This window comes from Nostoc sp., from assembly GCF_036917155.1.
Taxonomy (GTDB): domain Bacteria; phylum Cyanobacteriota; class Cyanobacteriia; order Cyanobacteriales; family Nostocaceae; genus Nostoc.
Genome location: NZ_JBALDZ010000237.1, coordinates 59,138 through 82,131 on the forward strand (window position 1 = coordinate 59,138; position 22,994 = coordinate 82,131).

General features: G+C 39.6%; 15 protein-coding genes, 1 tRNA gene and 1 pseudogene. 9 read left to right on the top strand and 8 right to left on the bottom strand.

What is annotated here, in order from left to right:
* Window positions 1-208: 208 nt before the first annotated feature.
* From V7K67_RS31715 to V7K67_RS31730, 4 genes are all read left to right on the top strand, one after another.
* Window positions 209-523, top strand: coding sequence for a protein kinase domain-containing protein (locus tag V7K67_RS31715; RefSeq protein WP_334729783.1), 315 nt, complete (start codon window positions 209-211; stop codon window positions 521-523).
* A gap of 20 nt (window positions 524-543) precedes the next feature.
* Window positions 544-882, top strand: coding sequence for a DUF433 domain-containing protein (locus V7K67_RS31720; protein ID WP_334729784.1), 339 nt, complete (start codon window positions 544-546; stop codon window positions 880-882).
* Entirely contained in the window at window positions 879-1,241 is a 363-nt protein-coding gene (locus tag V7K67_RS31725; RefSeq protein WP_334729785.1) for a DUF5615 family PIN-like protein, read from the top strand. Before V7K67_RS31720 ends, V7K67_RS31725 begins: the two co-directional genes overlap by 4 nt.
* Before the next feature lie 90 nt (window positions 1,242-1,331).
* Window positions 1,332-2,033, top strand: coding sequence for a Uma2 family endonuclease (locus V7K67_RS31730; protein ID WP_335169979.1), 702 nt, complete (start codon window positions 1,332-1,334; stop codon window positions 2,031-2,033).
* 80 nt (window positions 2,034-2,113) lie between these two features.
* On the opposite strand, the gene V7K67_RS31735 is transcribed toward V7K67_RS31730, so the two are convergent.
* A complete protein-coding gene (locus V7K67_RS31735; protein WP_335169981.1) occupies window positions 2,114-4,873 on the bottom strand; it encodes a CBS domain-containing protein in 2,760 nt (919 codons plus the stop codon).
* 240 nt (window positions 4,874-5,113) lie between these two features.
* Between V7K67_RS31735 and psbZ the strand changes: the two genes are divergently transcribed.
* From psbZ to V7K67_RS31760, 5 genes are all read left to right on the top strand, one after another.
* Complete coding sequence (gene psbZ / locus V7K67_RS31740) at window positions 5,114-5,302, top strand: photosystem II reaction center protein PsbZ (RefSeq protein ID WP_300415693.1); 189 nt, start codon at window positions 5,114-5,116, stop codon at window positions 5,300-5,302.
* Between the two features lie 192 nt (window positions 5,303-5,494).
* Window positions 5,495-6,073 (top strand): 6,7-dimethyl-8-ribityllumazine synthase, encoded by a 579-nt coding sequence (ribH, locus tag V7K67_RS31745; RefSeq protein ID WP_334711915.1) that lies wholly within the window; start codon window positions 5,495-5,497, stop codon window positions 6,071-6,073.
* A 121-nt stretch (window positions 6,074-6,194) separates the two neighbouring features.
* Window positions 6,195-6,266 (top strand) — tRNA-Gly (locus tag V7K67_RS31750).
* 708 nt (window positions 6,267-6,974) lie between these two features.
* Window positions 6,975-7,382, top strand: coding sequence for a hypothetical protein (locus V7K67_RS31755; RefSeq protein WP_041565838.1), 408 nt, complete (start codon window positions 6,975-6,977; stop codon window positions 7,380-7,382).
* 4 nt (window positions 7,383-7,386) lie between these two features.
* A complete protein-coding gene (locus tag V7K67_RS31760; protein ID WP_334711916.1) occupies window positions 7,387-8,652 on the top strand; it encodes a glutamate-5-semialdehyde dehydrogenase in 1,266 nt (421 codons plus the stop codon).
* 120 nt (window positions 8,653-8,772) lie between these two features.
* On the opposite strand, the gene V7K67_RS31765 is transcribed toward V7K67_RS31760, so the two are convergent.
* The 7 genes and pseudogenes from V7K67_RS31765 to V7K67_RS31795 form a co-directional block, all read right to left on the bottom strand.
* On the bottom strand, window positions 8,773-11,079 hold the full coding sequence (locus V7K67_RS31765; RefSeq protein ID WP_335169984.1) for a COG1470 family protein: 2,307 nt from the start codon (window positions 11,077-11,079) through the stop codon (window positions 8,773-8,775).
* 4 nt (window positions 11,080-11,083) lie between these two features.
* Window positions 11,084-13,327: a hypothetical protein gene (locus V7K67_RS31770; RefSeq protein WP_334729790.1), complete on the bottom strand. Its 2,244-nt coding sequence runs from the start codon at window positions 13,325-13,327 to the stop codon at window positions 11,084-11,086.
* A gap of 441 nt (window positions 13,328-13,768) precedes the next feature.
* Window positions 13,769-13,897: pseudogene (locus V7K67_RS31775) on the bottom strand (BamA/TamA family outer membrane protein); the annotation flags it as partial.
* Window positions 13,898-15,007: a glutamate 5-kinase gene (gene proB / locus V7K67_RS31780; RefSeq protein ID WP_334706625.1), complete on the bottom strand. Its 1,110-nt coding sequence runs from the start codon at window positions 15,005-15,007 to the stop codon at window positions 13,898-13,900. It lies immediately after the preceding pseudogene.
* Window positions 15,008-15,057: 50 nt separating this feature from the next.
* Window positions 15,058-18,048: an ABC transporter substrate-binding protein gene (locus V7K67_RS31785; RefSeq protein ID WP_335169986.1), complete on the bottom strand. Its 2,991-nt coding sequence runs from the start codon at window positions 18,046-18,048 to the stop codon at window positions 15,058-15,060.
* Between the two features lie 94 nt (window positions 18,049-18,142).
* Window positions 18,143-21,193, bottom strand: coding sequence for an ABC transporter substrate-binding protein (locus tag V7K67_RS31790; RefSeq protein WP_335169988.1), 3,051 nt, complete (start codon window positions 21,191-21,193; stop codon window positions 18,143-18,145).
* 14 nt (window positions 21,194-21,207) lie between these two features.
* Entirely contained in the window at window positions 21,208-22,500 is a 1,293-nt protein-coding gene (locus V7K67_RS31795) for an ATP-binding protein (RefSeq protein WP_334729793.1), read from the bottom strand.
* Window positions 22,501-22,994: the final 494 nt, after the last annotated feature.

Below are 22,994 nucleotides of genomic sequence, written 5' to 3' on the forward strand. Positions count from 1 at the left end.
TTATTAGTTGGCTCATCGAGAATCAGCAGATCGATTTCTGAGATACCGATCATAGCGATGCCTGCGGCGGGCTACGCCTACGTTAATCTTGCCACAAGAATAAATAACTATTGTTAAAAAAATTGATTAATTGAATCACCCCTGCTACCTTAAATGTATTTGCGTATTACACAGCAAATTTGGCATACCCTACTGTTGCCCTTGAACTATGAGCTATCCAGATTTCAGCGAACACGGCTATCAAGTTTTGCGAGAATTGGGAGGTAATCGGGAAGGAGGAAGGATTACTTGGCTAGCATCAAAAGTTAATACAGGGGAACACGTGGTAATCAAGCAGTTTTGCTTTGCTCAAGCTAGCTCTAGTTGGTCTGGCTTCAGAGCTTGTGAAAAAGAAATTCAATTTTTACAGAAACTTAATCATCCTGGTATTCCCCACTATCTCAGTTCTTTTGAGCGACCGGATGGTTTTTGTCTAGTTCAAGAATATATTAATGCCCCATCTTTAGCAGAATATAATAACTAACTATGAATATAGGTCAATCTATGTCTACCAAACATATCGCAGAGTATTTCAACTTTCTCTCTTCTGAAGACATTAGACTGAAAGACTCAAGAATTGGTATTGAAACAATTCTTTATGAATACATTGATTGTGGACGTTCTCCAGAAGAAATTGCCCAAATCTATAAAACTATCTCTTTAGAACAAGTATATGCAACTATCCTTTATTATCTGCAAAATAAAGAAGCTGTCAGTGCTTACATCAAAAACTGGATAGAACACGGTCATAGAATGCGAGAAGAACAGAGGCTTAATCCCCTGCCAGTGTCAGAAAAACTGCGCCAACTCCGAATTGAAAGACAAGCTAAACAGCAAGCATGACACTGCAATATCTGATTGATGAAAATGTCAATCCTATATATCCAAATCAAATTAGACTACGAGAACCTGAGATTGCGATCAAAGTGGTAGGAGAATTAGGAACTCCACCAAAAAGTACACTTGATCCAGAAATCCTGTGTTGGTGTGAGGATAATAATTTTATATTAATAACAAATAACCGAACTTCTATGCCAGTACATTTAGCTGACCATATTGCTGTTAATCGTCATGTACGAGGAATTTTCATCTTAAATCCAAATTTAAGTATTGGTGAAAATATAGAAGAACTCATAATAGTTGCTTTGGCATCAGAAGACGATGAATATCAAGACAGAATAGTTTATTTACCCTTGCCCTAAAAATAGGCAATTACCCACGGTATGCTACGCGATCGCTAACTACAAAACTGCTAAAGTAAATCTATAACTACTTGATGCCATATCCATTCTATGACCATAGCTCAAGAATTAGATTCTCAAGAAGGCATCTGCCAAGATGTTATATTTCCTCCTGGTGATTTATATAGCGACGAACCTCCCTTGGAAAGCGAACTTCATTTACGGCAAATAATCCTACTTTTCAAATGTCTGGAATGGTTGTGGCGAGATAGAAATGATTTCTATGCGGCGGGAAATCTGACTATCTACTACAGTCCGCGTCAACGTAAATCAGAACACTTCCGGGGGCCAGACTTTTTTGTAGTGCTGGGAACTGAACGTAAAACCCGTAAAAGTTGGGTAGTTTGGGAAGAAGATGGCAAATATCCGAATGTAATTCTGGAAATTTTGTCTGACTCAACAGCCAATACTGACAAAGACTTAAAGAAAAAAATTTATCAAGATACTTTCCGCACGCCTGATTATTTTTGGTTTGACCCTTACACACAAGAATTTGCAGGATTTCATTTAGTAGATGGAGAATATCAACCTCTAGAAGCAAGTGAAGAAGGATATTTGTGGAGTCATCAGCTAGGGTTATATTTAGGAGTTTATCAGGGCCTATTGCGGTTTTTTACACGAGATGGGCAACTAATACCAACACCTGAAGAAACAGCAGAACAGGAACAACAAAAGGCAGAACAGGCACAACAAAAGGCAGAACGTTTATCAGCAAAACTACGTGAGTTAAACATCGATCCAGATACAATTTAGATTACTGCGATCGCATAGAATCTCATCGGCTATCTCCTGTATTTACAACTTGACAAATATATGAGCATCGCTTTATTAATTCATTTAACATAATGTTGTGCTAAAAACTCCTCAGCCTCAGTCCGATCTTTAATCACTCCATCCAAGGTAGCAGCAAGTACATTATCTAATATTTGCCGATACTGGGGCCCTGGTTTGTAACCAAGTTTCTTTAAATCATTGCCATTCAATAGTGGCTGCATATTTGCCCAAACAGTTAAATACTCCCAAATTTGATGTCTAAGGGTAGACGCATGGCGGTTTGTCGTCAGATATCGCGAACTTTGCACAGCGATTAAAATCAGCATTGGTAAATCATACTGTCGCAACAACTGCACTACCTGACTAGGGCGTTGGAAAGTGGGTAATGCTGTTATCACCTCAGTTTGCACTTGAGCTAAGTTATTCAGCCTAGCAATGCTATCCTCTGGCAATTGCAGGTTTTTTGCTACTTTCGCTCGATATTGTGGTGCTAGATGGGCGATTAACGCCTCTAAGCGCATTTCCCAATGGATGAGGGTTGGTTGCGGGTCAAATCGCCGCAGACAGCTTTCTAGGAAACGTAATTGTCGTAGGACTTCCACATCTAGCTTCAGGGTAGGATGGATGCATTGCAATGCCCCTAAGTTATCGAGTAACTGCAAAGCCGATTTCCAGTAAGGGGCTTCTAGGATGTGTTTTAGTTCGGTTTTCAGTCGAGTTTGCAGGGCTGGAGTTCTGCTATTCTCTTGAGCAGTGCGATTGTAAACACCACTGTTGATGGCATAGCGGATAAACTCTTCAGTTTGCGGTTCAATCTCAAATCCGAAGCGCACTGCAAAGCGCACACCACGATAAATCCGGGTGGGGTCTTCGATAAAGCTGTTGGCGTGTAAAACCCGAATTTGTTTAGCTTGTAAATCAAGTAAACCGCCGAAGAAATCAAGTAACTCACCAGCATGGGGATTCGTGAGCCGTAAGGCGAGGGCGTTGATGGTAAAATCTCGGCGATATAAGTCTTGCCGAATGGAACTCGCCTCAACTTCTGGATTTGCCGCTGGATAAGGATAAAATTCCGTTCTAGCTGTGGCAATATCTACCCATAGAGAATCTAATTTCGGGTCTTTGTGCCATAACAAAGCAGCAGTTTGAAAAGCGCCGTGGATTTCTAAGCGAGCCGTAGGGTAAAGTTGTTGCAGTGCTTTTGCTAGTTCCACACCAGCACCAACATCTGCTGATTTATGAAAGCCATCAACTACGAGGTCAATATCTTTAATCATTAAAGTGCCTGATGCTTCTGCTAATAGCAAATCCCGCACCGCACCGCCTACTAGATAAAGATGCCAACCCCGTTTTTCTGCCTCCTGCGATGCTGTGGTGAGTAATTGCCACAATGGAGGAGCAAGTTTATTCTGCAATTCCCCGCTGAGTCCTAAGTGCTGGTTTGTGAGTAATGATTGAGACTCAGGACTCAGCACCCGAAACTGGCTCAACGTCCCGCTACCGCTAACAGCACTGTTTTGATGTAATTCCCGCAAGACATCAGTACGGGTGACAATACCAACTAACTGCTCATTTTCCAATACTGGTAAGCGCCCGATATCATAAGTCACCATTACCGACTCAATTTGTGGCAGTGTCGTATCTGGTGTAATCGTTTTAAGATTTCTTGTCATGTAGCCTTTGACTGGCGCATGACTAAACCCGTGGTGTAAGGCGATATCAATATCTCGCCGCGAAATAATACCTACTAGTTGCCCTTGAGTATCAACTACAGATAAACCAGAGTGTCCATAGCGTAATAAAATGCGCTGGGCTTCGGCAATTGTGGTTTCAGGTAAAATAGTGCGGACAGGAGAGGACATCAAATCCCTTGCGGTGAGAGGATGGGGAATTTGCGCTTTTACTCCGTCAAGGAGTTGTTTTAATATTGCTTGTGAATCCACTCCTCTTAGATTTAGTGATGCGGCTTGTGAATGACCACCGCCACTTAGAAGTTGAAATAATCGGTTAAGATTTGTTTTGGGAATTTGCGATCGCCCAATTATTGTTAAACGTGAATCACTTTCACCCAAAGAATACTCATTAACCAATAGTAAGGCATCAATTTCGGTTAATTCCACGAGTTCCGATGCCAGGCTGGATAACCCTGGTACAAAAGCATCGGTTTTTAAAGTTACCCAAGCAAGCGTATATCCATGTAGGCAAAGATATTCTAAATTTTCCAGCGCCTCAGTTAATAGCTGCTGCAATTGCAAAGATAAACCAGGGTCACGGTAGGTAGAAATTACTGATAAACTTGCACCTTGTTCCATCAACCAAGCCAAAGCGAAAGCATCCCGTGGCGTAGACTGGTTAAAGGTCAAGGAGCCAGTGTCAACGTGGATACCCAAAGCCATGACAGTTGCTTCGGCAGGAGTCAGAGAAATATGCTGTTGTTGCAATTGCTCGACGATTAAAGTTGTGGTTGCTCCGACTGAAGAAATATGCGATCGCGTGGCGGAAATATCTGAATCTTGTCCTAAGTGATGGTCATAAACTATAATCTCTCTTATATTGGGTAAATCTAACCACTCAGCAGCTTTACCCAAGCGATCGCGCTGTTGCGTATCCACCACAGTCAGAGAACGGATCTTTTGCGAATTCACCGAACGGCGTTCAATCAGTGGATATTCATCCCGATATAATGCTAAAAAATCCCGTACAGGAGGGTGAGAACCGCCAGTCAGCACAATCTTACTTCCCGGTAATAGGCGCGTTAACCCTACCGCCGCTCCTAGCGCGTCAAAATCTGCTGTTGTGTGACAAAGAATTAAATCCATAGTTAAGAGTCATTGGTCATTAGTCATTAGTCATCGGTACTTAGACAAAGAGAGAAGTCTGAGTAGAGGCTTCCAACGCTCGCGTACTCGTTGGTGCAGTTCACCGCAGGCATCAGACCTTCAAAGACAAATGACTAAAATGTTGCAATTTCTGCTAGCTTAAAAATAATAAGAAAGTGTCAGTGTCGCCCTTTAAGGATATTCTATCCTTAGTGTTTCGCTGTATTGGGAGAAGCAAAAATGACCATAATATTCCAATTTGCCTTGATAGGTCTAGTTCTATTGTCTTTTGTCCTAGTTGTTGGGGTTCCGGTTGCTTACGCCACTCCCCAAAATTGGGTTGAATCTAAAAAACTCCTCTGGGTTGGTTCTGGTGTCTGGATTGGTTTGGTATTTTTAGTTGGTTTGTTAAACTTTTTTGTCGTGTAGGCGACGGCTTCGCTCTGGCGCAGGCACATAATATAAGAACTAGAGGAGCAGAAAAGCTAAGGTCAAAGGTTAAGGGAAACAAGAGATTTTTTCTTTTTCCTGGTTACTTTATCCTGACCGCGCTTTCCTGCTCCTCTACATTTAAATAAGAAATGTATATTGGCCAGAAGTATAGTTGATAAAGAGGCAGTCATGGCAGTTTTCGAGGGAACTTTTACTCAAACGGAACCTTTGCGTTTTGCAGTGGTTATTGGTCGATTCAATGACCTCGTTACCGGAAAGCTGCTAGAGGGATGTCAAGATTGCTTGAAACGCCACGGTGTAGACCCTAACCCCCACGGTAATCAAGTGGACTATGTTTGGGTGCCGGGAAGTTTTGAGGTACCTTTAGTAGCTCGCCAATTAGCACTTTCTCATCGTTATGATGCTGTAATTTGTCTAGGTGCAGTCATTCGAGGCCAAACACCCCATTTTGATTACGTATCCGCTGAAGTTTCTAAAGGCATTGCCGCCGCTAGCTTTCAAACTGGAGTGCCAGTAATTTTTGGCATTTTGACAGTAGATACTATGCAGCAAGCCTTAGAACGGGCAGGCATCAAAGGTAATCATGGTTGGGATTACGCCCTGAACGCCCTAGAAATGGCCAGCCTTATGCGGCAACTGCGTTCTAACCTAGCAGAGCCATATTCTCGTAATAGCCAGTCTTTGCCAGCTTCCTTTCAAAGTGCCAGCGTCGGCAATTTAACGGTGGAGTCAGAAGAACTGGGCTAAATGAGTCATTGGTCATTTGTCCTTTGTTGTTCACCAATGACTAATGACCAATGACTAATGACTAAATTAAGGGGTTGACAATTAGGGATAAATCTGAGATATTGATGTTCGGGCAATGATTGCGGGTATAGCTCAGTGGTAGAGCGTCACCTTGCCAAGGTGAATGTCGCGCGTTCGAATCGCGTTACCCGCTTCCAACTAAACCTCTTAGAGTCAAAAACTCCAGGAGGTTTAGTGTTTTAAGGGTGCATTGAAGTGTTTCTCAATTCTCGCTTGGATTTTGGACTTCGGTGTGAGTGCTACTTCCTTGCTAAGATGTCACAGTGAGCCTTCAAACTGCTCAGTGCAAATCAGTTGAGTTTTACTACTAGTAACTACTCTGAGCATTCCGTCTGTGGCAATCATTGTTCAAATTGGTATTACCCACTTGCTAAGAAATATAAAACCCAGCTTTAGACTAATCTAGATAGGCATTAGCTTGGCTACAATCTTTACAGGTGTTATCAATTAGTTTTGTAGGGTTTGTTGTTGTCTATTGTTTATGAGCGTAGCCTTCCTAAACGATTTGTTTTCGGAGTGGTCGCCATCGTAAGCTTAAAATTGTAACAGGTGTGTCAGCATAATAAATGCCCAAAAATGCAAATACATTACCTTGAAAGCGACAGATGAAGAGAAGGAAGTTTTTAAACAAGATTGCTAGCTACGGGGAAAACTACAAACAGATGACTCCGTAGTTATATGATAATTACGATACTTAGATTTAGAAGCATCTACTGTTTGCGCTCATGGCGATGTTTGCAAGCCGGTCTATGTGTATCAAGAGAGAAGCCTTATTAGGCGTTTACCAAGTTACTATATTCTCGCAGTTCGTGTAAAACACGCTCAAGTTATTAGAACGCTTGTGCAATCTCAAAAACCTGAAAAAATCGATTTCAATGCTGAATACCCCTGTCCCTGTCGTCGCCGGGGTCAGTTAATTCCGATTACGTTGACAGAAGCATTTGGTTGCGATCGCTGTCAGCAAATCTTTGTTGTAGAAGATAATGGTCATGTCCTAGAACAGCTTTCTACCACCTATCCCTACAAACGGGCTTGGCGGTGGATGGGGAATAGTTGGCATGTTGTCCATCCCCGCTTGGGAGAAAGCTATCTGCCTATAGCGCTCGGCATTATTTTCGTGCTAGTGATTATATGGCTACCATTAGCACTACGATTAGCAAATGGTTCTAGCATTATTGCTTGGGCAATGGTGGCGGTGCTATTAGCTATCTTACCAGCACTAATGGTCTGGCTTACCTACAGACGTTAACTCAATGACTGTTGAAGTTTTGGATGACCACCCCGAACCGATTACTAGTGCCCAACGAGCCTATCAAGCTTCCCTAAAGTTGGGGATCACCAAGGGAGCAGACCGGAGTCGTGCAGTATTGGCGATGGCACAGGCGCTTGAGCGCTCATTTGACGACATTCTTGAAGCCAATACCTTGGATTTAGAAGCTAGTCGAGAAATGGCAGTGCCAGAGTTGATATTGGACTGGCTGAAGCTGACTCCCACAAGGCTAGAGATGACAGTGGATATTTTACAACGGTTGGGGGAATTATCAGATCCGCTGCGACGCGTCAGAACTGCTGATTATCAACTGGGAGATTCCCAGAGTTACACCCAGTTAATGCCCTTGGGAGTGATTGGATTTATTTATGAAGCCTTTCCCGATTTAGGAGCGATCGCAGCGGGTTTTTGTATTAAAACTGGCAATAGTATAATTCTCAAAGGCAGTACTGAAGCTAGCCATTCTAACGCCGCCATTGCTGAAGTATTGCAAAATGCGATCGCCGAAGTTGGTCTACCTCCAGGTTGTGTAGAACTGATTACAGCCGAACATGGTGCTTCGATTCGGGATTTAGTTACCCAAGATGAGTACGTGAATCTGGTGATTCCCTACGGACGTTCTAGTTTGGTGCAGCAGGTAGTACGACAGTCAACTTGCCCAGTTTTAAAGTCAGCAATGGGTAACTGTTATCTCTACTGGTCGCCCAATAGCAGCTTAGAAATGGTGCGCTGGATGATTCTTGATAGCCATCAAAGTGAACCCGATCAAGTCAACGCCATTGAAAAGGTACTAGTTCATCGTCAAGCCTTGCCATCATCCTTAGCAGTTTTGTGGAACAGCTTGATAGAAAAAGGCTTTGAAATTAGAGGGGATGCCGAACTAGTACAAGCCTTTCCGCAGTTACAACTGGTGAAAGAGGGCGAATGGGTAAACCCTTATTTAACTAGGACAGTAGCTTTTAAACTGGTGGATAGCTTAGAGACTGCGATCGCCTGGATTAATGAACACAGTAGTGGTCATGCCGACTCCATTGTTACTGAATCTTACCAGGAAAGTCGGCAGTTTGCCTTGGGAGTTAATAGTGCTTCCACTTACATCAACACTTCCCCGCGTTTTTCCCGCAACCCCTCGCGGGGAGATTCTGTATTTCTCGGTATGTCTAATCAAAAAGGTCATCGGCGGGGATTTATTAGCCTGGAAACCTTGACTACCGTTAAGCATATTGTTCAGGGAAATGGCAGATTTTAAATAATTCGTAATGACAATAACTTTTTCAGTTCTAGCCAATTGCATCCAGTATTGGCTACCTCAAGGTTTTCTGGCTATACCAGATGGAATCCTCATCCCCCGCTCCCTTATATCAAAAAGTTACCTCTGAGGTAAGGGAGTCTTAAATGGGTTATTACTAGGTGGCAGAGTAGGTGGAATTGGGTTAATGCTAGGTATAGGAGTCGGCTCTACTTTTTTAATCACTGTGATTGCAAATCCTCGTTGCTGGGGTTGTTGCTTACCAGATATATCATTCACTAGCAGTCCAATTTGAGGCGGAAAGGCTTGATTGACTGGAAGCTTCATAGAACCAACGGCTGGAACATCATTGCCGTATGGTAGAAGTTTAACCTGAATATTTTCTCCCTCTACTCTCCAACTCAAGGTAGCAGATTCGCCTTCATTGAGAACCAGATTTGGTTGCTCGCTACCGTTGATTCTAAAAGAGACAATTTTAAATGGTTTCGGTAATATTTCAATTTTTGATTCAGTCTTTTTAAAACTAGTTTTTTGACTTCCATTGTTAGGAAAAGCTTTGATTTCAAACGCATATTTACCAGCTTTATATGCTAGTAGAGGAATATTTATACATCGCAGTTGTTGATTTTGTTGTGTACATAGCTTTTGGAGTTTCGGATCGGCAAGATTACCTTGATTAAATTTATAAGTAATTGGCTCACTATATAATGTACCATCATCTGCATTGCCAGCAATTTGAATTTGTCCTAATAATAATGGGCGGGCAATTGTCCAATTTAAAAGAATATTTTGACCTTTTGTATACAATGGTTTATCCGTTTGGAAACTAAGTACTTCCGCAATTTGTTTTTCAGCTATTTCTATTTGGGTTGTTTGGCTGGCTACTTGATTCTTGGAAGAAAATAATTGGATACCATTACGATAAAATGCTTGTAGCTCAAAAGTGTAATTTCCTTTTGTTTTTACTCCAGTTTTAACGTTGCTACAAATTAGCTGTTGTTTATCTTGCACCTGACAAGGAGGTATTTCATTAGTAGTTCCCTTACCCAGTGTTTCAGGAATGCCATTGCTAAAGTCATAAGTAATAGGCTGAATCGGTTGCGAACCCTTGGCTGTGAGAACTAACTTTTGCAACTGTTGATAATTATGAATATCCCACTTCAAAGCTACTTCATCGCCTTCAGTGATTTGAGAGTCATTTGCACTAAAATTTTCTAATCTTAAAGGATCGGGGTTTAAAATTCGCCAAATGATGAATCCTATCCCTCCTAGTAAGCCTATAACTACCAAAATTAACAAAATAAATTGCCACAAAGGACGGGGTTTCCATACCAAAGTTCCTTGAGGCAATGTGTTAGGTAGAGGTAAACTTTGTTGGTCTTTGATGTCGAGTTGAAAGTTGATCACTAGCCCTGCACCAAACCACGGTCGTCGCCACCAAGGTCTGGGTTTGACGGTCAAATTAGCTACGGCACTTCTATTAGGTAATAATCTGATTTCAGTAGGTTCAAATTTGTAAGTATATAGTTCTTCTTCGTCTCGACTTTTTAAGTTTAATATCAGTTCGCGGATAATATTGCCGCGATTCGCTAGTGATAATTCGTATTTACCAAGGCTACGGCTAACTTGTGCCAAGATGGTATGAAGTTCTATATCTAGGCGATAATTTGTCGGAATTTGAATATACACCAAATCCAGTAATACTAAGTCTGGAGAGTTTTCTGAATACAAGCGGATTGTCGGAGAATAGCTTCCCGCCAGGGTATCCCCAGGTGGGTGAAATTTCAAGAATATTTGACCTTGAGTACCAGGGTTTAGTTCTAGTGCAGTCACGTCAGACACTAACCCTGGCCCCTCAAATCCAGTTGTAGGATAATTAATTGTGAACCAGTCATCATCTAAATCTGGGCAACTCAAGCGGAACCTGTCTACAAGATAAGAGCGATTGTCAACTATTACTTCCACTTGCAGAGGTTCACTAGGATTGGAAGTTAGTGGTTTGTTGGGGTTAGTATTAGGTCTAAGGGAAAATGTCGGGTCATTTACCCGAATTGCTGTCTGTTCTTTTAGCAGAACCTTAATTTGGTTTGGGAAGGTTATGGGAGTATCTTGGGGATAATGTAGAGGTGAATCTACGATTAGTGTATAGTCATAGGTTCCGGGGAGAGCATTTGCAGCAATTTCAAACTCAAATTTTACTTCGTCGCTATTTTGCCCTGGAGCTAATGCCAAACTTTCTCTAGGAGAGGTAGACCAGCCAGTTAAATTTTGAAACACTTCGTCAAAAACAAAATATAAGTCAATAACCGCACTTTGATCTCCCTGATTGATTACAACAATATAGAGTTCAATGGTATCTCCTGGCATCCCAAATTGAATTCCAGGTGGGTTGATAATAACTTGTAGTGGATTGAATTTTGCTTGCATGTCATCAACTTCCTTCTTTGATGCGATGTAGTTTGACCTGAAAATCTTCACCACCACTCACAATCATGGTTCCTTGATTAGTTTTCAAGTCGATACTATTGATTTTTTTAGAGCTTTGGTAAATTGTTTTACCTTCTGCTGCTTTTGTTTTGTCGAGTTTATGTTCGGAGGTTAAGTACCAAACTACGACTCGTCCATCATCGCCACCACTTACTAAGAGACTACCATCGTCACTAAATGCGAGAGTCCGCACAGATGTTTTTGATGCTGACCAACGGTCTAGTGGTGAACAATTAAGTTCATTTATTTTTTCGAGGGGATTCGGATTTTTGATAGTTTGACACTGATTTAAATCCCAAATTGTAATGAAGCCCGCAGAATCAGATGTTGCGAGGATTTTTCTTGTTGAGTTAGGAACAAAAGCCAATCCCCAGATATAGTCTTCACGCCCAACTAATGGGTCTAGTTTTTCTAGATTTTGTACCAATAAACTGGGAGATTGTTTATCAGATTGATTTGGATTCCACTGCCACAAAATGAAACGTTTGAAGTTTCCAGCAATTACGAGAGTTTTTGCATCTGGGCTGAGATTTAATGCCCGGACTTGGAAACCTGATAGTTTCAATGTACTTTGTACGTCAATAACTTGCGGTTCTGGGAGAAAATCACTGTTAGGCGCCGATCTTGACCATAGTCTCACTTTACCACTGCCATAACCACTGAATAAGTTAAGTGAGTTTGAGGTGAAAGCTAAATCAAAAACGCGATCGCCTTTTGCTTTAGGATCTTTAAGGTCTTGAAGTTGGCTAATCTTTGCACCTGATGGGACATCTCTGAGTTCAATGACACCATTATCTAAACCAACAGCCGCACGATTATTTTGTAATGGCATAAAGCGTAAGACTTCTACGGCATCATCAGTAATCGCCATCAAACCCTTGGGTTGTTGTGCTTGATCGCAAGCAACGGGCTGCCCAGTGTATTTTACTGTATCATCAGGATCTAAGCTATCAGTACCGATTCTCCAAAGTCTTAAGGTGCAATCATCTGAGCCACTGACTACAGATAAACCAATACCACTAAAACGCACTGAGTTTACAGAACGGGTATGCATTACATCTCTGGGTTGCAGGATTAATGCTAAGAGTGCGGCTAAAAGTGCGATCGCAGCCAATTGTAGCCATAAAGGTATAATTGGTAAAGTCTCCACTTCTAATGTCTGCGTGGCTGGGTCTGTACTCCCTAAACGTTGGTCGGATAATTCCGATTTGGCCTCCAGTAACAAAGTTTTGCCGATTCCTACCCAAGGGCGTTTTGTTTTCACATCAAGGATGACTTTACTTGTCTCTCCTAGATGGAGATTGGCAATTTCGGGAAGCTTTTTAAAACTACATTTTCGCCAGTCTCTACCCTGCACCTGGACATTAATTTGCTGATTGAGGTTGCTAGCATTTTTAAATAATAATTCAAAGGAAGCTGTATGAGATTTCCAGTCAGGCAACCATGCCGATTTACTAGGAATTTTCAGGTGTTTTTCTGTGGTGGTAAAGTCTATAAAACCCACAGGTAAAACTTCAACATTACCTTCAGCATTAGTTGGATAACCATTATTGCTAACAGCTTCAATCGTAAAAGGGTAATTTTGACTGGGCGCTTGTACTACAGATGGAGGTTGGCATTGGAATGTAGCTTCTGCTAAACCACCCGGATCTAAGGATAATCGGCGTTCTGCACTGCTGGCTAGCCAAGATGAATCAATGCCTGTAAAACGTAATACTACATCAGTCGGTTGTTGCCCCAAGTTTCGCACCCGTAATGGTATATCTACAGAATTGCGGGGATAAACTTGGAACTCTCGGACAGGCAATTCTACACTTAAGTGTGTTGGTCTGTTGTCTCGTTCGATTTTCAGGCGTAGCACAAGTCTGCACTGTTGTGCTAATTGCGGTGAAAAAATATTTACCATCAGGTTGACAGTACCGACAAATCCCGGAATGGGTGTATTGAATACAAAAACTTGGAAGATAGTACTACTACCGGGTGGCTTGGCTGCTGCTACCTCTGGTTCGAGTCGATACCAGCGATATCCTGTGTTCCGGGTTTCTCCGGCTGCGGTAATTTCTATCTGAAAATTGACAAAGCGATCGCTATCATTATTGACAGTTACCTCAAATGATACAGGGGTATCACCTGGACGAAAGGTTAGATTCTGGGTAGAAAGGCTGGCATTTATAACACTTTTTTCCATACTGTTACTTATAATATTTTTTGATATTTTGTATGATTAGCACTATTAAAAAATTAATGTCTACGAAAATGTGACAATAAGTTTTTTCCTTTGATTATTGAAATGTATATATTACTAAATATTGTGTAATAAATTGGCCAATTTATAAAAGTCATCTTCAGAAGCGATCGCTAATGTAGAGGCGTAGCACTGCTCATACGTGTCAACTTAAGCCTGGGCGAATAGAATTCGCGGTTACACTGGCATTGTCCGCCTCCGCAGACTAAGGTCAAATAAAGGGTTTGAAACCTACGGAGGTGGGTTTTGTTTGTGTAGACGCGGTTTCTAACCACCCGTTTCCCGTTAAGTTGACACCAATGAGCACTGCTACGTGTCTACAATGGTTCTGATAACGCATATTTAATTTCTGGATACAACCTCTCCGCAATGCTTTAACTCAAATTAAAATCGCTGACCGATACCTAGATGTACTTTGCTTTCTCCCTGGTCATTAATACCATAGTCAGCCCAAATTAAGCCTAGTGGTGAATTTAATCGCACTCCCGCCCCATAACCAAAACCATAACCTGGTTAAGTCAAAACCAAATTATCCCGATGAATCACGGTTTCTGCACCGGCATAACCTAAAATTGTGGAAATTTCTCGTGAATGACACCCACGAATCTTTTGCAGTTCATTGCTGTTGTAATTCACAAGTCCTCTGGCAATTTCGTTACCGTTGCTGTCACACAATTGCACTGCTTCTTGTGTCTCAAACTCTCCTTCTACTAGCTTAATTCCAGCAGCTAATAAGGATTTTCCTGCTAGAGAAATTGCCGCGATCGCACCTTCATCTAAATACAATTTCCCCGCAGGTACAAGTCCGTAAGCTATCCAACGTTTACGCGCCGAAGTTGGTTCAGGTTGCGGTTCAAAATGCGTCCCAATCAGTTCACCTTGGATAATTTTTTCGATATTTCGGGGAAATCGCCCTTGGGTAATTACAGTCCGCACTCCCGCAGCGATCGCAATTCTCGCAGCGGAAATCTTTGTCGTCATTCCACCAGTACCCCACTGGGAACCTTGGGAACTTGTTTGTATCTGTAATTCTGTTAATTCTTTAATGCTACTAACTAAAGCGATCGGCCGCGCATCGGGTACGGAACGGGGATCGGCTGAGTACAACCTATCGACATCGGTAAGCAAAAATAGCCAATCTGCTTCTACTAAACTAGCAACCAATGCCGAAAGGGTATCATTATCACCAAATTTTAGTTCGTCTATTGCTACGGTATCATTTTCATTGACGATGGGGATCACTCCCAGCCCTAGTAATTCCTGAAAGGTGTTGTAGGCGTTGAGATAGCGGCTGCGCTGTACCAAGTCACTGCGAGTCAATAATACTTGAGCGATCGCTTGTTGCAAGGTAGTAAATAAATCATCGTATATCCGAATTAACCTGCCTTGTCCAACTGCTGCTACAGCCTGTTTCAGTGCGATCGCTTTGGGACGTTCAGTTAAGCCCAACCGCGCACAACCTACCCCCACAGCACCAGAGGAAACCAAAATTACCCGATGTCCTTGGCGTCTTAAATGGCAAAGTGTTTCCGCCAAAGTAGCGATGGTAGAAAGTGCTAATTGTCCCGTTTCTGGTTGAGTTAGGCTAGAAGTGCCGATTTTGACAACAATTGTTAGTGACATCTAAAAAGTTAGAAGTTAGGAGCTATGAGTTAAACTCAATTCATAACTTATTATGGTACTGCAACAAACTTCCCACCTTTTATCTGTACTAAAATTGGCTGAGTTTCTCGCTCTCCTTCAGAACTAAATTTGAGTGGATATCCTGAAGTTTCATTGACGGAAAATTTCGCATTTTCTAAACTTGTGAGAATCGTTGTGTGATTAGAGTCATTAGATAAATCTTGAATAAAAGCTTGTGTAGCATCATAACTGCTAGCAGTACGCCAAGTTACATCATGTTTCCATAATTTTTTAGCTTTTTGAGCGTATTGTTTTGCTTGTGCTGCGTCCTTAAACCAAGGAACAACTGTAATTAAACCTTCTACTGCCTTTCCACCTTTACTTAAAGTCTCATCGCTATAAAGAGTATTTGCACTTAATAATTTTAGTCCCCGTTTTTTTTGATTCTTAGAACTATTAATTATATTATTATTTGCTTTAGCAATGTCTAAGGCAAGATCAGTATATTGTCTATCTGGAATTAAAATTGCTGCCTGTGCTTGATTAGCTAAACTTAGGTTGACTTCCTTTTGTGCATTTAGTGTGCTTTCTGTTAAATCAACCTGACGAACAATTTTACCTCCTAACTCCTCAAATTGATTTTGAAATTCATGCGTCATGCTTTCACTAAATAAACTTGTAGATTTAAATATTACTACTCTTGTTAAATTCAAATTATTAATAGCATATTGTGCTAATTTTTCTCCCATTGCTGCATCTGAAGGTACAGTCCTGAAGAAAACATTACTCTCATGCAATGAAGTACTAGAACTAGTAGGAGATATCACCGATATTCCGACATTTTGATATTCTGTTAAAGCTGCTTTCGTTGCCTCACTATAATTATGTCCAATTACTCCTAATAGAGATTTATTTTTTACCAACTCAGCAGCAACTTGTTTTGCCTTTTCTGCTTCCTTACCATTACCATCATTAGCAATAACAACGGACAAGAATCTACCATTTAAGCCATCTTTCTCATTAAACTCTTGTTGTGATTGTGCCACACCACGCAATATTTCTTGAGCAAAGTTAGTATTATTATCTGTTGGGACAACTACTCCCAATGTAAAATAATTTCCCTTCTCACGAGCAAGGGCATTATTATAATAAATTAATACTTCTGGATCTGTTTGATCGGCTTCTACTGCTTGTTTAAATAATTTAGCAGCATCTTGATAATCACCGATTTTAAAACTTTCAATACCTCGGTCACGATAGGGATTATTTATAATAGGAAAAAAGGTGCGATCGCCGCTACTTAAATTAATGCTTGGATCATCTACACACAAAATACCTAATACTTTATTTTGACTTGCCAAGCATGGTGTTGAAAAACGACCAAAACCTATGCCAACAATAGCAGAAATTGCCATTGCTCCTGCTATTACAATGACATGAATTCTTTTGGATAACCTCCATTTTACTGGATAAGAGTATTCTAACTTCGAGATACTTCGATACTTTTCTTCCTCTTCTGAAATTTCAATTTCTCGTTTCTTCTCTTGTGCAGAAAACCTGAATGGATCTATGTCTAATACTTTGCTAACTAAATCCTTTGCCTCTTTCCAATGATGCTGCTGCTTTAATTGATCTGCATATTTTTCAATAGCTTGTAAAAACCCTTCTTTATTCCGTGAAGGATCTGCTTGATAAGCTCGATTATAAAGTTTTAAGGCTGTAGGGTAATCTTCCTTATGTAATGATCTTTGAGCTAGAGCTAGGGCATAATTAAAAATTTTAGGACTCAAGGCTAAAGTGGTATTATAATTAGCTAAATTGTTCTGTTTTTTTTCCTGTAGAGGTAAGTTTTTTTTAACTTCGTAACTAAAATTATTTTCTTCTTCGTTAAGCTTTTTTAATTCTTTAATTTCTTGTCGTAATGGATGACGTTGCAGTAACCAACGACGCACTAATTCAATTTTTATTCTGTCACCTGTCTCATACAAAAAGTTATACCCAACAAGATCTTTAACTGCTTGCTCTAGAATTTCTGTTTTCACTATTCCATATTTATTAAGTAGTTTTAATGGATCTTCTGGAACTATTTTAGATTTCTCAATAGCTATCTTCTGAGACTCCGCAACAGCAGAAAACACAACTTTCTCGGGAATAGCCAACCCATCCCAAAACCATGCTAGACCAGCTTCTGCATTCTCAATTGCTTTATCAACAATACTCTCTATATCTTGAAGAATAATATGGGATTCATCTAATTCTCTAGCTCTAACAAAAATAGCAAAGCAGATTACTTGAATAAAATAAGGATGTCCTGCTGATAGCTCAATAATCGCTTGAATCGCTTCTGGCTCATATTCTAAAATTCCTTGAGCAGGCTGGGTAATTAGCTGCCTAGCACTATCTTTATTTAAAAAACCAATTTCTATTTCACTAGTATCACGGGTAGAAACGTCTTGAAAATAATTGAGTAAGTTCGGCATATTTGCAGATTGCCTATCTGCAAACATAATCAAAAATAGGTTTTCTTCTACTACAATTATCGAATTTAAATAATGAAAAAATCTTTCGAGCAGCGATGCCGAGTAGTTGTCAATTAATGCTTCAAACTCATCTAATAAAAAAACTATTTTTTTGCCGTTTAGTTCCTTAAAAACTATAGTCAAAAATTGACTATAGAAAATATATGGTTCTTTTTCTAAATCTTGAATATTCGGTGGGTTAATTTTTTTTGCATCTATTTCCAGATGTTCAATAATTTCTTTAGCCAATTCTGCTAATATTATAGAGAGATTATCACGAGAATAATCTTCTAAATTAAAGGGAATAAAAACAAAGTCTTCTAATTTAACGGATTTGGGAATATTACGAATTATAGACGACTTACCGATACGTCTTTGACCATGTAATAAAGTTACTTTTATACCTTGCCTAAGATTATCTTCAAGAAAATCAAACAAATCTTGCCGTCCAAAAAGTAGTTTTGGGTCATCGATTGGACGACCGATTATGTAAGGGTTTCTTCGAGATACCAAGTGTGCCATAGCCTTAAGAGTATATTACTAGGGAATGTATTATATTTTACACAACACAGATAAAATTGCTGTAGCCTACCTTACTTTCCACCTCAATTATTTATTATTGCGGTGGCATAATCCACTTTCCACCTTGTATTTGAACTAAAATTGACTCTGTTTGTCGTTCCCCTTCAGGACTAAATTGAAGTTGATCTCCAGAAGTTTTAGTATTATTTACAACAAAATTAATATTTCTTAATTTATCGATAACTGTTATCCGTTCGGAATTAGGAGATAAAGCTTGAATAAAAGCTTGGCTAGCGTCATAGCTGGTTGCTGTTCGCCAACTCACTTCTCCTCCCCATTGCTTTTTTGCTTTTTCGGCAAAGTCTTTTGCTTGTGGAGCTTCCCGAAACCAAGGAACGACTACAATCAAATTTTCTACTGCCTTTCCACCTTGACTTAAAATTTCATTGCTGTAAAGGGTATCTCCACCTAAAAGTTTCATTGCTGATCTGTTTGTATTTTGAGATTTGAATCTCTCAGCTACATCTTGGTTTACCCTAGCAATGTTAAGAGCGATACTTATATTTTTCCTATCTGGAATTAATACGGCCGCTTCTACTTTGCCTCTAAAAATACTTTTAGCAACTTCTGAATCCATGTTTAGTGAGGTATCAGCTAAATTAATTTGTGGTTTGTGAAGCACCTCACCTCCCAGTTTTTCAAATGTTTTTGTAAATTCCTCCCTCATGCTGTTACTGTATGAACTCTCAGGATTAGAAAAAATCACTATTTTTGATAACTTCAACATCTTGAAGGCATATTCCGCTAATTTTTTTCCTCCAGCAGCATCAGAAGGTAGACTCCGAAAGAAATTCTTCTTACCCAGTAATTGTGTACTGGTGCTGGTTGGAGAGATAACGGGGATATCTGTTTTGTCATACTCTTCTAAAGCCGCTTTCGTAGAGTCAGAACTGTAGTGACCAATAATTCCTAAAATCGATGGGTCTTTTACCAACTCCGCAGCTACTTCTTTGGCTTGTTCGTTTTGACCTGCATCGTTAGCAATTTTCATCTCAAGTAATCGACCATTTAAGCCATTGTTTTGATTAAACTCCTGCTGTGCTTGTGATACACCGCGTAATATTTCTTTAGCAATGTCGGGATCGTTATCTGCTGGAACAGCTACTGCCAAGGTAAAAGGATTTCCTTTTTGTTCAGCACGAGCATTGTTATAATAAATTAACACTTCGGGATCATTGCTATTAGATTTTACAGCTTCTCCAAATAACTTAATGGCTTCTTCATATTTTTGTTGTTGAAACACTTTAATTCCTTGGTCGCGATAGCTATTTTTAACATTAGGAAAAAAAGTGCGATCGCCATTACTAATTTTACTATTATCTTCTATACAGAAAATACCAAATTCTTTCTGCTTACCTCCAGGACAGTCAGATGATAACCGATAAGCGGTATAGCCTACAGATCCCATAACTAAAACTGTCATTACTGCCAGTATTATTTTGAAAGTTGAACCATTGTGACTTCTCTGTATTGTATTGTTTAGGGTATTAATTGTATCTGGTGTGGTAGTTGTGGGATTATTATCATAACTTTCAATTTCCAAAATTTTCTGTCTTGCTGATTTTGTGTTAGGTTCAATTTCTAAAATTTTCTTGTACTGTTCCCTCGCTGGTATGTATTCTCTTTGAATTATTAAATGATGTCCATATTCTGACAACGCCTCTAAATATCCTTGCTTATAATATTGAGAATCTGCTTGAAAAAGTTCTCTGTGAAGTTCTAAAGATTTTGAAAAATCTTTTGCTTGTAAGTATTGTTCAGCCAAAGATACCCTAATACTATTATTATTAGGCTTGATTACTAAAGCTTGTTCATAATGCTGTGATGCTAGATCGTATTTTCCCTGTTCAGACCAAAAATTTGCTACTCCGATGAGGTTCTTAACAATATCTTCAAGGGTTTCATTTTGCTGTGTTTGTAATTCCTGTGTTTTTAAACCTTGGATTTCGTTTTGTAGTGAATGATATTGTAGCAACCACCGACGGATTAACTCTACTGTGACTTTGCATCCGTCATCAGATAAATAACGATTTTCTTTTAGTCTATCCCACGCTTGATATAGCTGTTCTGTCTGATTTATGTCCTTTCTTTTAAGCAAATATAATGGTTCTACTGGAACTTTTCTTCCTTGTTCAATAGCTATTTTTTGAGCCTCCGCTACAGTTGACATAATGATTCTTTCTTCGACGGTGAGTACCTGCCAAAAACTTTGCAAGAATGCATCAGCTGTTTCAATTGCTTTTTGTAAAAGACATTCTACATCAGCACGCTCAATATTCTTTTTATTCTTTTCTCTTGCTTGTTCAAAAATAGCAGAGCAAATAACTTGAGTAAAACATGGGTGTCCTGCTGAGAGTTGCAAAATTTCCTTTATTGCTTCTGGTTCATACGTCAAAATCCCTTCAGCAGGGTTAGTAATCATTCGTTCAGCACTAATCTGATCTAGTAAACCAATCTTTTGGTTTGGTGCATCCTTAAATAGACTCAGTAAGTTTGGTAAATCATTAAGATATCTTCCAATTACGGGAACAATAAATAGTTTTTCTTGCTCTTTCAACAGTTTTTTAAAATAAGGAAATAATAATGTTTGTTGCTCAACGATATTGACATCAGTTATCTCATTATTAGCAACATCGAATTCATCAATCAGCAATACTATTTTTTTAGGACTTATTTCTTCATAAATATTTGGCAAAAAAACTTCAGAGAATAAATTTATATCTTGTTCTAATTGTGCATTGGTTGGTGTTTGTAAGTTATCTGTATCTATATTAAGATGATCGGCTATTTTATCGGTAATTGCTGTAGCCAGATTATGAATAATATTACTTAGACTTGACTGACTTTTATCTTGCAGGTCAAATTCAACAAAAATAAACTCATTAGATTGAATAAAATTTGAAATTTGTTTTAGTACAGAAGACTTTCCAATCCGTCTTTGACCATGTAACAAGATAACTTGTACATTTTGGTTCAGATTATCTTCAATAAAGGAGAATAAACTTTCACGACCAAAAAACTTGTGGCGTTCATGTATTGGACGACCAAGAATGTAAGGATTTCTCTGACCATTTACTCCATTCATATTACTTGTCACCACTAATTAACTGGTAATATCAATCCTTTAGGGAAAGCAGCTACTAACTTACCAAACCACTCCATAATCTTTGGAATTTTGTCTTGATTGTTCCATAGCCATTTAATAGCTGTAGTGAATTTATCCATCTGCTGCCTACTCATTAAATTGAGAAAAACTTTTTCTCGCGCTTGCAGCCACTTTTCATCTGTTTGCCGAAGTTCTTGAATTACCCAACGCTCCATTGTTGATGAAGTGAAAGAGTAAATATTTTTCTCTTCTTGAACAGTGTGACTCACTACACCTTGTTCTTCCAGTTTGATTAGCTCTGCTTCTCTTTGACTAAAAATTAATTCAATACCACTAACATCAAATTGTTTCTGTTTATGCAAGCGACCTTTTAAAGCAGAAAGAGCCATGAGCATCAGTAAAGTTTGTTCTACTTCACTACACCTTTGCCAAATATTTTGAAAAATCTGTTGTGTCACACTTTCAAAATCGCTAACGAATTTATCTACACTTGGCGCATTTGCAGTGAGTAAATCTCTATGCAGTAGAAAACCAGATGTTTGTAGTAAATAGGGGTGTCCGCCTGTATTTTCTTTAATTGCTTCCCGTAAATCTGGTATTCTTAATGTCTTAAATATATCGTCAATTTCACTATTATTAAATGTTTTAAGTCGCAAAAAGAGATAATGGTTGTACCACGGAGAAGCGTTGGGATTGGGCTTTGGACCTAGTTCATTAAGACGCTTCAGGGAAGTAACAATCATCGACAGATGTTGTCCTTCCGCAGAGTGAACAGCCAAATTACGGCACTCACTCAAAAACCTTTGCATTGCATCTTCATCGTATTCCTGGTTTGTTTCGAGTGCTACATGGAAGTCGTCTATTAGCAACACGAGATATTTATCTTGTGCTTTAAGCTTTCGCAATATCTGTCGCAGGCTATCCTTAGTAGGCTTTCCTGCTTGCAGAATTGTATCAATTTCAGCCTGCAATGCAGATTGAACTGCTAATTTCTCTTTGACAAGGCTTAGTATTTCTCCCCAAAACTTGGAGGGAGTGAAGGGAGCGATACTCTCGCAACTAAAACGAATAATTACCGCTTGGGATGCATCCATTCCGTGGTCTTTCCAAGCTTGGGGTGATTCTATTTTCTGCAAAAAGGACGTTTTACCCATACCTGAACCGCCCCAAATCGCTAAGTGGCTGCGGTTATAAATTTGATCAAAAGCAGCTGCAATTTCTGATGCTCGCCCTACAAAATGCTCTGGAGGTACTGGTTTTCCGACAACAAAAGGATTTTGTATCATTTAACATTCTTAAATAAACACTTAATACCGATTGTCTGTGAGCTTGCATAGAACAACAGGCTTGAGCAACTTGTCTCACCAAGCCTGATTTTGTGCCTTTTCACAAAGAATTGGTATAAGTTAAATTAGGTAAATAGTATCACTTTATGTAGCATCATGAAATACTTGCAAGGCTCATTTTTAAGGGGGGTTAGGGCGGATCTTCGAGTTTGAAAACAGTCACTAGGGACTGAAGAAGAGTTTTCCTAAGCTGTTGTGTCTTTAATTTTTCAGAGGGTTCCTGTTGCAACAAGGGTTCCAAATCATAAAAAGTGCAAGTTATATCATGTCCGCATAATTACACCTCACACGCCAACAGCTTAATACCCAATAGCCAATCCAAAATTGTAAAGCGCCAATCCCTCTATAGTGAAGGTTGACGCTTTACGGGGTATATTTACTTAGTATGAGTTAGGGTCTTTTTTGGCTGACCCCATGTTATTAATACTTATGAT